Raw genomic sequence first — 13402 nt, forward strand, 5'->3', positions numbered from 1 at the left:
CCCGCGAAAAGTCGGCGAGGGCCACGCCGCACACGATATCGGAAAACGGCGCCCACGGGGGCGGCGCGGCGTGCCTATCCGTTCGACGCCACGCCGCGCACCCGCGCGGGCTCTCCTCTGCCGGCCAGCAGCCAGACGCCGGCCGCGATCGACAGCGCCACGGCCGCGGCCAGACCCAGCGCGGCGGCAAAGCCGCTCGCGAAGCTCGCTTGCGCCGCCGACATCAGCGTGGCTCGCAGCGCGGGCGACAGCGTCGCGCTCGCCTGCGCCGTGTCGCCGGCCAGCACGCGCGACATGAAGCCGGCGTCGAGCGCGGCTTTCACCCCGGCGGTCAACGGCATCGCCGCGAGGAAAGCCGCGTGAGTCCGCGCCGCGAGCACCGCGCCGAGCACGCCGACCGAAGTAACGATGGCGGTGAAGCGGGTCGTCGTGCTGATACCGGAGGCCATGCCGGTCCGATCCGGCGGCACGCAAGCCATGATCGCCTTCTGCGTGTCGCCGTTCAGGATCCCCGCGCCGAGCCCCGTCACGACCATGCCGAGGGCGACCAGCGCATAGCGCCCGCCGCCCGCGGTCAGTGCCGTCAGCAGATTGCCGAGCGCGATCAGCAGCAAGCCCGCCGACAACAATGCCATGCTCGACACGCGCTTGCCGAGCGCGGCACCAAGGTACGGCCCGGCCACCATGGAAAGCGCGAACGGCAGCATGCCGACACCCGCGGCCACCGCCGACAGACCGAACGCGTTCTGCAAATATAGCGGCAGGAACGTCATCATCACCTGCGCGCAAGCGGCGTAACCGAACATGGCGAGCACCGCGGCGACAAAACGCGGCTGCCTGAACAGCGCGAGATCGACCATGGCATGGGCGCGCGCCCGCTGCACCTGGACGAAGACGCCGAACAACAGCGCGCAGGCCGCGAACCGTGCGACGGTGCGCCAGCTCGCGAGGCCGTCGGCCGGCACTTCGATTAGCGCCCAGATGCCGAGCGCGAGCGCGACGCCGAACAATAGGCTGCCGGCGACATCGAGCGGACCCGGTTTGGGATTGCGCGACTCGCCGATCACGCGTGACGTGCACCACGCGAGCAGCGCGCACACGGGCAGATTGAGCAGAAAGATCCAGCGCCAGCCGAGCCATTGCGTGACGACGCCGCCGACCAGCGGCGCGACCGTGGTCGCAAGGCCCATGCAGGTGCCCCACACGGCCCACGCGCGCACGCGGGCGGGGCCTGCGTGAAACGTGTTCGCGATCACGGCCAGCGCGGCGGTGAGCAGCATTGCCGCGCCGACGCCCTTGACCGCGCGCGCGACGTTCAGCAGCGCTGCCGTCGGCGCGACGCCGCAACCGAGCGATGCCACGAAAAACACCGCGAGCCCGAGCAGCAGCATCAATTTGCGGCCGACGCGGTCGGCTAGCGCACCCGCGGGCAGCAGGCACGACGCGAACGCCACCATGTATGCGCTGACCACCCATTCGACGTCGGCGAAACTCGCGTGGAACGAGCGGGCGATCGACGGCAGGGAAACCGCCACGACATTGGTGTCCAGCACGATCAGCGCGCAGGTAGCCGACGCGGTGGCCAGCACGAAGGCGGCGTTGACGGGCTGTGAGGGTGGCGTCGAGGGTGACGATGAAGGTGGCGGGACCCGATGTGTGAACAGATGCGGCATACAGGCAGCAATATCGGAAGGAAAGTCACGTTATGGTAGCGAGCCGTCTATTTCCTGTCATTGGCATAAAATCACAAAATAATTAGCCTGATGGAAATACCTAAAACCATGCGGCAACTCGAACTCCGCCATATCCACGCTTTCATTTGCGTCGCGAAGCAGCTTCATTTCTCGCGCGCCGCGCACGAATTGGGAATCGCCGCGCCGTCGCTGACCAAGCTGATTCAGGAGGCTGAACGGCTGCTCGGCGTGCGGCTCTTTCATCGCACCAAGCGCTCGGTCGTGCTGAGCGCGGCGGGCAGCGCCTATCTCGCCGAGGCGCTCGTTGCGCTCGATCACCTCGCACGCGGCGAAGAGCGCGCGCTGCTTGCCGAGCGCGGCGAACTCGGGCGCGTCGAAGTCGGCTATGTGGCGTCGGCGGCCTATGCCGGCGTGTTGCAGCGGGACGTGGGCGGATTTCGCGACACGCGGCCGGGCGTCGATATCTCGATCCGCGAAGTGCCGATGGACAACATTGCCGCGATGTTGCGCGACGGCCTGCTCGACGCGGCTTATGTGCGCCCGCCAATGCCGCTTGCCGAGGGCATTCAGGCCACGACCGTGCATCGCGACCGGTTCGTCCTCGCGCTGCCGGCCGACTGCGCGCTGGCCGCCTCGGCGAACGTGAAGCCGGCGCAACTGCGCGAGCAGTGCTTCGTGCTGCCGGAACAGGAAGCCGGCACCTTCGAAGTCGCGCGGCGCGGCCGCTTCTCCGCGCGGCTCGGACCGCGCCCCGGCACGCTCGCCTCGGTGCTGGCCTGTGTGTCGCTCGGCGGCTACGTCGCCGTCGTGCCGCATACGCTGGCCGACTGCATCGCGTTGCCGGGTGTGGTGTATCGGGGTATCGCCGGTCAACCCATCGCTTCGGAGATCGCGATTGCCTTCCGGAAGTACGAGCGGGCCCCGGCCGTGAAGGCGTTTCTCGACTTCGTCCGGCACAGGTGACGCCTGCCTGAAAATCGGCCTGAAACCGGCCTGACGCGGCGGCAAACGACTTCTGCTCAACACGCCGGCCGCTTTTCGTTATATCCTGCCGAATATCACGGTAGGCTTCGTGGTGTGTGGCGGCGCGTCTTTCAATGCGTCTTTCAGCACGTTTTTCAGCGTGTGCGCCAGCCGCGCGTCATGAGCCGAAACAAGCAGGCAGGAGCCAGTCGCATTGCGCAGCCGATCCATTTCATCCGCCCCGGCGGGACGCCTCGGGCGCTTGCCGAGCGAGCTCTCGTCGACCATCGTCGCGGGGAAGTCCGCGTCCGAGCGCGGCCGCGCCGAATCGATCCGCGATGTGGTCGACGCCTACCGGCGGCTCTATGGCAGCCTGCAGCGTTTCGTGCTGATGCTGACCGCCGACCAGTTGAATTTCGCCCCGGTCGGCACGTCCGGCTCGCATTCGCTGAACCAGTTGCTGTCGATCCTCGCCGAACAGGCGAGCGTGGCCGCGTTCGTGCGTCTGCGCGACCTGAAAGCGGCAATCGAGGAAGCGCGCTGCGCCGAACAGTTGCGCGACGCGATTTTTTCCGACACGTTCAGCAACGATCTCGCTGCGCTACGCAAGGTGGTCACAGAACTTGAACGGCTCGACGCGGCGTTTGTGGGCCTGTGCGTCGGCCATGTGCTCGACCAGCACGCATGGGCGGCGGGCGAATTGAGCGCCGCCAGCGCGGTACGGCACAAGACCCACGCCGCCGAACCCGCCCTCGCCCGCTCCAACGATTGATTCGCGACCACCGCAGATGAACGTTTTCTCTCGCCCACCGTTATATCTTGCCGAATATATCGCCGACCGCGCTCGCGCGGCGAATGTGCGCGGCGCGCTTTACACGCACCTTCATACGTACCTTCGCGCGCACAGTCGCACGTACCTTCGCACGTACGTTCGCACGCACCTTCAATCCGCCTGACACCGAACCGGATTCGAGATCCCCATGCCCACGCCCCCGTTCCGTCTCGCCCAGCCCCCACGCCTGAAACTGTCCGGCGACGAACTCGCCGTTACCGGCATGCGCGCCGATCCGTGCTGCACGCCCGCCAAGGTGTCGTTCCCTCACGCCAAACGGCGCGCGCGCCTCGCCGAACTCGACAGCCATTTGCATTGCTCGATCATCGGCACGTGTCTGGGCACGCACGAACTGCGCAAGCTGGTGCCCAAATTTACGGCGCTCGATCGTCACGACGCGAGCGATCTGCAGATTCATCATTCGGCAGTCGAACTCGCGATCGAAGGCGGGGCGGCCGCCAAAGCGCTGCACAAGCTGCTCGACGAACACTATGCCGGCGCAATCCGCCGCTTCGACAGAGCCACCGACGACGTCACCCTGCTCGAGCTCTGGGATGAAGCACTGAAAAGCGGCGACATCCCGCCGGCCTATTGGGCGTTGATGACGCATCCGTGCGCAACCATGCCCGTGCGCCAGAAAGCGTTCGGCGAATTGCACATGCTGTCGCATCTGGTCGGCGCTGCCAATCGGGCGGACATTCGCCGGCTCGTCGCGCTGGAAGAAGAAAACGCCGCATTGAAAGAGAAAATCGACCGACAGCAGAGCCGTTTGCAGGAACTCAGCCTGCAACGCGACGCGTCGATTGCCGCGCTCAACGAGCAGATCGCCCGGTTGACGGCACAGACATCCCTTCAGACGCCGCCCGACGCCGCCGGCCTCGAAGCCGAGGTGCAACGGCTGCGTGACAAGCTGGCCGATGCCGATCAGCGTGTCGCACTGCATACGAACCGCCGCGAGGCCGCGGAACAGCGCGTGCTCGCGGAACAGGACGCGGCGCTCGCGCTACGCAAGCGCTACGACCAGACGCTGACGCTGCTCAAGCTGGTGCAAGACGAATGCGACGCCCTCGAACACGCGACGGTGCATGCCGCCAGCGCGGCGAGCGGAGCGGGCGCGCGGCGGGCGAGCCTCGACAGCGTGCGCAGCAAGCGGATCGTGTATGTGGGTGGCCGGCCGGGCTCCAACGCTGCGCTCAAGCGACTGGTGGAAGCGGCCGGCGGCGATCTGGTCGTGCACGACGGCGGCGTGGAAGATCGCAAAGGCCTGCTTGCCGCGGCGTTGCCGGGTGCGGATCTGGTCGTGTTTCCGGTTGACTGCGTCGATCATGATTCGATGAACACGCTCAAACGGGTTTGCGAGCGCCATCGGATCGACTACCACCCGCTGCGCACGGCGAGCGTGGCGAGCTTCGTCGAGTTGATGGCCCGCCTGCATCCCGAGAATCTCGCGCAACTCGGCAATCCGACGCCCACGTCATTTTGCCTGCGGCACGGCTAGACGTGCCCTGGCGCCCTGGACCGCTCAGGAGCGGATCAGCCGGGTCAGTTCGGCAATCTGTTTCGCGCAACTTCGCTGCGCCTCGACTTCGACGTCGCGATACAGACGAATGATGGTTTCGCCGACGGGCGTCAGCGTGCAGCCTCCGCCGCTCTGGCCGCCCTGCTCCGAATGCGTGGCAGGCGACTTGAGCGAACGGTTCAGTTCGTCGATCAGCAGCCACGCGCGCCGGTACGACATACCGAGGCTGCGCGCCGCAGCCGAGATCGAGCCGAATTCGCGCACGGCTTCGAGCAATGCGACTTTGCCCGGTCCTAATGCGACCGCGTCTGCGCTGCGGATGCGCATTCTGAAGCGCACTTCGGGCCGCGCCTTCGCGGCTTTCTTCGCCGCGGAGGCGGGTTTGGTTTTTGGGGTGTCGGCCATGCGCGAAAGGATACACGAACCATCTCGTGCCGCCACCGCGGCCAAGCCGCCATCAACGCGGGCAGGGGAAGCAGTGCCCATAGTCTTCGCAACCGGGACAACCCGGCGCCGGGCCGGGCCGTAGGCCCAGTGACAGCGCCCGGTGCTGCGCGAGGAATTTCTTCCACCGCAGGTCGGCGACGTTTAGCGCCACGAGGGTCGGGAAATGGCGTGGAGCATCCGGATGACTTCGTCGCGGCCGGCGAGCCCGAGGTCGCGCCACAGATGATCCGGGTGCAAACAGGCATGGGCGATGATCGACGCGAGACACTGCGCGTCGTGCGCATCGACGGCGGCGCTGGCGTGCGTGAGCAACAGCGCGTGGAGCGTGCGGACGAATTCAGCGTGGCGGCCGGCGTCGGCCGATGGTGGCGGCACGGCGGCCGCGTCGGAGCGCGTGAAATGCCGCGCCAGCACTGCGCGCGACGCCGTCGACTGAAGGCCGAGCAGCGCGAGTTCGTTGCGCACCTCACGCGCGGCGACCAGTTTGGGAAAAGCTGGGTATCGGGCGACCTGGCGTCCTTCGCGGCATTCAGCCAGGCGGCCACCCGCGCCGCAACCTGCGCATCTTGCGGCAACGGCGGCGCGTTCATACCGGATGCGGATGGCAGCACCGGCAACCCGCGCAAGCGGATCGTCAGACAGGCGGCAACAGGATGAGGACCGGCGGGCCCTGTTACGCATGCCGCTCATGGCTCGCGTGCAGCTGGGCCGAAGAGGTCAAAACGTGCGCCTCGATTCGCGCGAGCCGTTTGACATGGCGCGGCGCCGGCAGGATGTCCGATCCGGAAAACAGGATCGGCGCGCCGTCTTCGGCGTCGAGCGCACGGCCGCCGCATTCGTAGGCCACCAGTACGTTTTCGCCGACGGGCGTGTTGAAGAGTTCATGCCATGAAAACGTCACGAGATAGCCGTCATGTCCCACCGCGACGAACACCGTGCGCTTGAATTCGCCCGGCACGCTGTTGGGCAGACCCGCTTCATTGATGAGCGTCGTCAGACGCACGCCGCGATACGGCTCGACGGTGCGGATGAGGCGGTTCGTCGTATAGCAGCGCAGATCGAACGGCGTGGCCACCACGCTTTCGTAGCGCCTGAGTTGATCGAGGCCGAACGAAAGCGGCCGCTTGAATTGCCCGCTCAGCACGAGCGCGCCCGTAACGGCGGGCGCGGCAGTCACATTCACTTGATCCATACGCGCTTATCTCCAGCATCGACGCCCGAACGGCCGGCATCACGTTATATCCGCGCGTATATTACGCGGTAATGACGCCCGCTTGAAGCGACCGGCGGCGTCACAGCACGCAACGCGGCGACGTCGTAATATAGCGCTCTTAATAACGTATCGGGGTTGTCGCATGATTCGCAAGCTGCTCGCTCCTTTCCTGGTCGTCACCGGTATGGTTGCCGCCACGCCTGCGCTGGCGCAGGACGACACGGTCAACGTGCTGTACGCCGGCTCGCTCGTCAATCTGATGGAGCGCAGCATCGGCCCGGCATTCGAAAAGACCACGGGCCAGCATTTCCGCGGCTATGCGGCGGGCTCGAACAAGATCGCCAATGAGATCAAGGGCCAGCTGCGCCGCGGCGACGTGTTCATCAGCGCGAGCCCCAAGGTGAACGACAGCCTGATGGGCGCGGCGAACGGCGATCATGTCACGTGGTACGTGAGCTTCGCCGAATCGCCGTTGATGATCGGCTACAACCCGCGCAGCAAATTCGCGGCCGGGTTCACGAGCAAGCGCTGGGACCAGGTGCTGCAGGAACCGGGCATCCGCATCGGCCGGACCGATCCGAAGCTCGACCCGAAGGGCGCGTTCACCGTCGAGATGATGAACCGGGCCGCGCAGCTCTACCACCAGCCGGACCTCGTGCAGAAGACGCTCGGCGCAGCCGAAAACCCCGAGCAGGTCTTGCCTGAGGAAACGCTGGTCGGCCGCCTGCAATCCGGCCAGCTCGACGCCGGCTTTTTCTATTCCACCGAAACGTCCGACCTGAAGATTCCGGCGATCCGCCCGGCGCCCGAATTGCAGGCCAAGGCCAGCTACACGCTGACGATTCTCAGCGACGCGCCGAACCGCGAAGGCGCGAGCAGCTTCGCCGACTTCCTGTTGAGCGCGCAAGGCCGCGCGCTGCTCAAGCAACACGGCGTGGACGTCGTCAAACCGACGGTGAGCGGCAACCTGCAAGCCATGCCGCCTTCGCTGCAAGCCGTGATCGACGCCGCCACGCAGTGAGCACGGCAAAACGCACCGCTGCGCGTCCGCTGCTGTGGCTGGCGGCGCTGCTGGCCGTCTATCTGTGCGCGCCGTTTATCGCGAGCGTGCCGCAACTCGGCGCGGCGGACTGGGCGAACGTCGACTGGCGCGCCACGTGGTCGGCGGTCGGGATCTCGGCGGCGAGCGCCAGCGTCGCCTCGCTGGCGATTTTGCTGGGCGGCGTGCCGCTCGGCTATTTCCTCGCGCGTTCGAACTCGCGCAAAGTGGCGCTACTCGGTTTCTTCGTGCAGTTGCCGCTGGCGCTGCCGCCGCTCACGAGCGGCGTGCTGCTGCTGTTTCTGCTCGGCCCGTATAGCTGGGTCGGTCAGGTGACGCACGGCAGGTTGACGGATTCGTTCGCCGGCATCGTGCTCGCGGAAGTCTTCGTCGCCGCACCGTTCCTGATCATTGCCGCCAAGTCCGCGTTCGCCGCCGTCGACCCGGTGCTCGACGACGTGGCCGCGACCCTCGGCCATCACGCCGGCAGCCGTTTTTTCCGGGTCATGTTGCCGGTTGCGTGGCCGGCGATTCGCGCGGGACTCGCACTCGCGTGGCTGCGCGCGTTCGGCGAATTCGGCGCGACCGTGATGGTGGCCTATCACCCCTATTCGCTGCCGGTCTATACGTACGTGGTATTCGGCGGCCAGGGGTTGCCGGCGATGATGCCGCTATTACTGCCGACGCTCGCCATCGCGATCGTATGCGCGGCGCTGTCGATCTACAGCCTTCGGCAAAAGAGCGCGCTCGAACAGACCGAACACGGCGACGACGCACTGGAACCCGGCGCGGACCCGACCGCGAGCCGCGGCGAAAGCGCGGACCTGCGCCTCGCCTTTCATTTGCAGCGGCGGCTCGGCGCGTTCGATCTCGACATCGCATGGACGCCGCTCACGCGGCGCCTCGCGATCATCGGACCGTCGGGTTCGGGCAAGTCGCTGGCGCTGCGTCTGATCGCGGGGCTGGAGTCCAACGCGTCGAGCAGCGTGACGCTCGGCACGACGCAATTGAACACGCTGCCACCCGAACGTCGGCAGATCGGCTATATGCCGCAAGACTACGGCCTGTTCCCGCATATGACGGTGGCGCAGCAACTGGCCTTTCCCGCCGACGCCGACCCCGCCAGCGCGCGCTACTGGCTCGACCATCTGGGCCTCGCGCGGCTGGTCGCGCGCCTGCCGCGTCAACTGTCGTTTGGCCAGCGTCAGCGGGTCGCGCTGGCGCGAGCGCTGACACGGCACAGCGAACTGCTGCTCTTCGACGAGCCTTTCGCCGCGCTCGATACTCCGCGGCGACGCCGCTTGCAGCAGTCGTTGCAGGCTCTGCAGCGCGAGATCGCGGCGGTGACGATCATCGTCACGCACGATCCCGATGAAGCCGCGCTGCTGGCTGACGAAGTACTGGTGGTCGAACAGGGCCGTGTGTTGCAAGCGGGCTTTATCGACGCCGTGTTCGAGCGGCCGGCTTCCATGCGCGTGGCCGGCCTGCTCGGCTTGCACAACGTCGGCGAAGGGGTGATGAGCGCTTCGGGCCAGGTGGAGATCGCGCGGGGCCTCATGCTTGCCACGGGCGGCAGCGGGTTTGCTCTCACTGCCGGCGAGCGGGTCATGTGGCGCGTGTCGTCGCACGCCATCGTCGTGACGGACGAAGGCATGCATGCCGGTGTGGTCGACGCGGTCGAGTTGCGGCGCGGCGAGCGCTATGTCCGCGTGAATATCGCCGGCGTCCGTTTCGATATCGCCAACGAAGAGACCCGGCTGCGTGAAGGCGCGCGGTGCCGGATCGATATCCGCGCTTCAGGCGTTGCGGTCTGGCAAGCGGGCGGCGTGCATCAGGCTTCGTGCGCGTGAGCCCGGCGCCTGATCCCGGCGAGCGTTTCCTCCACCAGCAACTGGCCGGACTCGAAAACCGTCACCAGCGCCTCGTCCCAATCACCTTCAACCATGCGTTCGTCCCACGTGACAGGCAGTGCCGCCGTTCGATACTCGCCCGTGCGCCGATTCACCAGCAGCGTCAGCCGCCCTTTCATCGAGCGCTTCGCGGCGTCCGTGACCGGATCCTTGAGCACGTCGTGCCACACGTCGCCTAAGCGGATCGCGGAGCATTTCATCGCAAAGCGCTGCGTATCGCGGTTGATCTGCTGCAACAGCGCGCCGCCCATGCCGAACACGATGTTGTCCGTCGCGAAACCGGCTTCGTCCATCGCGGCGAGAATCGCTTCGATCGAGTCGGGATTCACGCCGTCGCCTTGAATCACACGCACGTTGTTGAGCACGCGCCGCCCTTTGCCGTTCACCGCCGAGCCGAACGACGCCTCGAGCGCCTGCATGGTGTGCAGCACGATCGTCCGCGGGTCGCCGGAGTCCGGCCGGATCACGAGCATGCCGCCGGAGTCGAGCACCGCCTGCTTCAACTCCGTGCCCCAGACGCGGAGCGCGGCGAACAGATCGTAGGAATCGGACACCACCGAAACGATCGCGCCCGGCTTGCCGAACTGCGCAAGCATGTTGCGATACGCGTCGGTTTCCCGCTCGCGGCCCCATGAGGTGATCGTGCTGTGCTCCGCCGCGGGCACGGAAAACGCCGCCATCGCCTCGTGGTAGTAGTGGTTCGCCGCGACCACGCCGAGCACGGTATCCGAGCCCATGAAACTGACCAGGTGCGCCGCGCCGCCAATCGCCGCCGACTCCGCGCTCGACACCCCGCGCGCGCCGAAGTCGTGCAGCTTGAACGGCAATTGGGCGAGGTCGTCGCTGCTCCTGAGCAGATAGCCGCGGATCGTCTTGCGCAGATGCCAGCTTTGCGTCGCCACCGTAATCGGATACCACACGCGCAGCAGCATGGTTTCCAGATACGAAGCCAGCCAGAACACCTGCGGATCGTCGCATTCGACCGTGACGAGCACGTTGTGCACCGGCACGACCGAGCCCTCCGGCACCGCGCGAATGCGCACCGGCAAGTAGCCGCCGTGGTGTTCGACGATGTAGCGCCAGCCGGCCTCGTTGAACGGCTCGCCGTGCGCGGTGAAAAATGCCCTGGCCTGCTCGATCATGGCCGGCGTGACCGGGCGGCACAGATATTCCTTGATCAGCATCTGCAAACCGAAGAACAGCGTGCGATCGTAGCGCCCGCCGCGCGATTCGATATACGAGAACATCGCCGACGCTTCGGGTGGATATTGCAGATAGTGCGACGCCTTGTACGAATCCGTGTTGAGAATCGGATTGGCGAGGATCGACGCGATATCGGTGAAACCGCTGGACTGGTTTTGCATGGGCGATGCGGCGCGCAAAGGGACGCTCTTGAGAGTGATCGGGCGGGCCGGGCTTTCACCCGGTGCTTCCTTCCACCCAGATCATGCCACGGGCGCGCGGACTATCTACTAACGTAGCAGATCGCGCCTCGCCTCGGCAGCTCAATGCCCGGGCTTGAGCTGCGGCGGCACGTTCGGCTGCGACGCGAACAGCCGGCCGATCACACCTTTGCGGCGCTCCGCGCTGGACGGCCATAGCATGTCCGCCAGCAGGCTGATGCCTTGCGCGAGCGTACTGTCGCGCGCCGACGTCACCAGCGGCACGCCGCGGCTGAGCGCCTCGTTGGCCTGCTTTTCATCGCGTGGAAGCTGATGCGCGACCTTCGCGCCAAGCGTCTGTTCGAGCTTCGGAAGATTGATCTGGGCGTTCTTCTCGTATTGATTCACCACCACCCGCACCTTGCTCGCCGGGTAACCCAGTTCCCTGAAAATATCCAGCATGCGGCGCCCACCGTGCAGGTAAAGCAGGTTCTGGCGCACCACCATGCAAATCACATCGCTGTGATCGAGCGCCTGGATGGTGAGCGGATTGAGGCTCTGGCCAATGTCGATCAACACCGCGTCGTAACGCTCGCGCACCAGCGCGAGAATGCGCTCCAGCTGGGCCGGCAGCAACTCCGCTGCCTTGAGCGGATCGCCCGCACCCGCCAGCACATCGAGATTCGCGTGAACATGCATCACGCAGGATTCGAGTAGCGCGGCGTCGAGACGCTCCGCCTGGGAGCAGAGATCGGCAAGTGTGGTGGGCGGCGGTTTGTCGGCCATCAGCAGGCTGGCGTCGCCGAACTGCTGGCTCAGGTCGATCAGCAGCACACGCCGGTTGCTCAACGCGGCGAGCGAGTACGCGAGATTCACGGCAATCAGCGTCGTGCCGCTGCCGCCCTTGCTCGAAGCCAGCGAAACGACGCGGCCCACGCGTCGCCCGCTCGCGTTCTTGCGCGCGTCGACCTGGATCAGGATGGTGGTGATCTCGTCGGCGTCGAGCGGCCACGCCAGCACATGCCGCACGCCGACGCGCATCGCCGCGCCCAGCAAGGCCGTGGACGGCGCCGGCGTCATCAGCACGCAGTGCAGCGCCGGCGTGCAGGCGAGCGCCTCCTCGATGCCGTCCAGGTCGCGCGCGCTCAACTCGACATCGTCGACGATCAGCAGTTCGGCGCTGCGGATCGCACGGGCGTGCGCGCGCAGTTGCCGGGCCGAGCCGTGAGCGGTGCGCAGCCGGTAGGCCACGCCGCTTGCCTCGAGCCGCGCGACGATGTGCGGCGCGCGCTCCGTGCCGGATGAAATCAGGAAGATGTCGATCATGCCGGCTCTCCGCCGCTTAGCCGCCCTCCGGTTGCCGAGGCCACCGCGATCACGGTCTGGGTTCTGATCATTCGTCGGAATCGCAAGGGCGAATGTCCGCCCCGCGATCGTGGTTTCGCTCCGGAGATACCGGCATCTCATACATCGCGTCGCGTAACGCCTCGCGCTGGATCTCCGCCTGCGCCTTGCGCTTGACCGCCTCGGCGATCACCAGCGTCAGTAGATCGGCCGGCGGCGCCGCGAACAATGCGCGCGGCGCGGCGATATGCCGTTGATAAATGGCGCCGCCTGAGCGCACGGCGATTTGACGCGCCGGCTGTGCTGCGCCGGCAGACTTGAAAAATGTGGTCATGACAACCCCCGAAAGATGATGCTCTTTTCAAGGCCGTGTCCAGGTGAGCCGTGCCCGCGCATGCGCGGACACGGCGCCCGGTCCACCTCGTAACCTGCGCCTCTCTATGGAGACTCCGGCCGTTCCTCCCCGCCTCGTCGCGCCCGGTTGGTCCTTGACCGTGCGCTGCCCCTCGCTGCCCCTCGCTGCCCCTCGCTGCCCCTCGCTGCCCCTCGCTGCCCTTTCGCTGTTGTATGTATCGCCCGCCTCACGACGGCGCTATCTGTTGTTTTTTGCGAGGTCGACGTTCAACGTCGTCCGTTCGCGGATGATCGGTACACCTGACCGGTCGTTCGCCCGGTTTCTTTATGAATGCCGTTTCTTTTGTTGGCCCCGCCGTACCCTCGTAAGACGCATTGGTTTTGCCCGCCGCGCCCACGCAGTCGCTGAGTTGCCGCCAGCCTTCTCTTATCTGGCTTCCCCGTGCATGGGCCGGGCGGCGACGCATTCGCTGTGAATAGCTTATTGCAACGCTTATGCCAGGCAGGTTCAAATCCTTGTCGCGCCGCGTTTTTTGCTGCGGCGCACCCCTGTGGGCCGCCATTCGCATCGCGCGTTGATTCGAATTCGATACGTGTTTGGCGGAACTGCGCGCGGACCGCGGAAGGCCGCAACGCGTGTCTGGCTCGCCAGAGCGCCGCGCGCGGCCGCGTGGCGCCGCGGAATGCGCCGCCCTCCGGTCAATC

At 66.4% G+C, this 13402-nt stretch carries 11 protein-coding genes and 1 pseudogene; 5 read left to right on the top strand and 7 right to left on the bottom strand.

The genetic code is table 11. The features are described 5' to 3' along the window. Nucleotides 1–74: 74 nt before the first annotated feature. Complete coding sequence (locus tag CJU94_RS23190; RefSeq protein WP_095421020.1) at nucleotides 75–1673, bottom strand: MFS transporter; 1599 nt, start codon at nucleotides 1671–1673, stop codon at nucleotides 75–77. Between the two features lie 108 nt (nucleotides 1674–1781). Here CJU94_RS23190 and CJU94_RS23195 point away from each other — a divergent pair, with 108 nt between their 5' ends. The 3 genes from CJU94_RS23195 (at nucleotide 1782) to CJU94_RS23205 (ending at nucleotide 4987) form a co-directional block, all read left to right on the top strand. Continuing rightward, entirely contained in the window at nucleotides 1782–2657 is an 876-nt protein-coding gene (locus tag CJU94_RS23195; protein WP_095421021.1) for a LysR family transcriptional regulator, read from the top strand. A 214-nt stretch (nucleotides 2658–2871) separates the two neighbouring features. Next, nucleotides 2872–3429 (top strand): hypothetical protein, encoded by a 558-nt coding sequence (locus CJU94_RS23200; protein WP_095421022.1) that lies wholly within the window; start codon nucleotides 2872–2874, stop codon nucleotides 3427–3429. Between the two features lie 208 nt (nucleotides 3430–3637). Next, entirely contained in the window at nucleotides 3638–4987 is a 1350-nt protein-coding gene (locus tag CJU94_RS23205) for a DUF2325 domain-containing protein (protein WP_095421023.1), read from the top strand. A 24-nt stretch (nucleotides 4988–5011) separates the two neighbouring features. On the opposite strand, the gene CJU94_RS23210 is transcribed toward CJU94_RS23205, so the two are convergent. From CJU94_RS23210 to CJU94_RS23220, 3 genes and pseudogenes are all read right to left on the bottom strand, one after another. Continuing rightward, entirely contained in the window at nucleotides 5012–5413 is a 402-nt protein-coding gene (locus CJU94_RS23210) for a winged helix-turn-helix domain-containing protein (RefSeq protein ID WP_244221060.1), read from the bottom strand. Nucleotides 5414–5465: 52 nt separating this feature from the next. Then, a pseudogene (locus tag CJU94_RS23215) lies at nucleotides 5466–6045 on the bottom strand (nitrogen fixation protein NifQ). An 83-nt stretch (nucleotides 6046–6128) separates the two neighbouring features. Next, nucleotides 6129–6647, bottom strand: coding sequence for a molybdopterin-dependent oxidoreductase (locus CJU94_RS23220; RefSeq protein ID WP_095421024.1), 519 nt, complete (start codon nucleotides 6645–6647; stop codon nucleotides 6129–6131). Between the two features lie 163 nt (nucleotides 6648–6810). Between CJU94_RS23220 and CJU94_RS23225 the strand changes: the two genes are divergently transcribed. Together CJU94_RS23225 and CJU94_RS23230 are read left to right on the top strand one after the other, a co-directional pair. Next, complete coding sequence (locus CJU94_RS23225; protein ID WP_095421025.1) at nucleotides 6811–7689, top strand: extracellular solute-binding protein; 879 nt, start codon at nucleotides 6811–6813, stop codon at nucleotides 7687–7689. After that, a complete protein-coding gene (locus CJU94_RS23230; protein WP_095421026.1) occupies nucleotides 7686–9557 on the top strand; it encodes an ABC transporter ATP-binding protein/permease in 1872 nt (623 codons plus the stop codon). The genes CJU94_RS23225 and CJU94_RS23230 overlap by 4 nt, the downstream gene beginning before the upstream one ends. On the opposite strand, the gene CJU94_RS23235 is transcribed toward CJU94_RS23230, so the two are convergent. From CJU94_RS23235 to CJU94_RS23245, 3 genes are all read right to left on the bottom strand, one after another. Next, complete coding sequence (locus CJU94_RS23235) at nucleotides 9539–10981, bottom strand: nicotinate phosphoribosyltransferase (RefSeq protein ID WP_095421027.1); 1443 nt, start codon at nucleotides 10979–10981, stop codon at nucleotides 9539–9541. The genes CJU94_RS23230 and CJU94_RS23235 overlap by 19 nt on opposite strands. A gap of 141 nt (nucleotides 10982–11122) precedes the next feature. Continuing rightward, entirely contained in the window at nucleotides 11123–12325 is a 1203-nt protein-coding gene (locus CJU94_RS23240) for a CpaE/TadZ family protein (RefSeq protein ID WP_095421028.1), read from the bottom strand. Nucleotides 12326–12392: 67 nt separating this feature from the next. Continuing rightward, nucleotides 12393–12677: a hypothetical protein gene (locus CJU94_RS23245; RefSeq protein ID WP_095421029.1), complete on the bottom strand. Its 285-nt coding sequence runs from the start codon at nucleotides 12675–12677 to the stop codon at nucleotides 12393–12395. Nucleotides 12678–13402: the final 725 nt, after the last annotated feature.

It is taken from the genome of Paraburkholderia aromaticivorans (genome assembly GCF_002278075.1).
Lineage (GTDB): Bacteria > Pseudomonadota > Gammaproteobacteria > Burkholderiales > Burkholderiaceae > Paraburkholderia > Paraburkholderia aromaticivorans.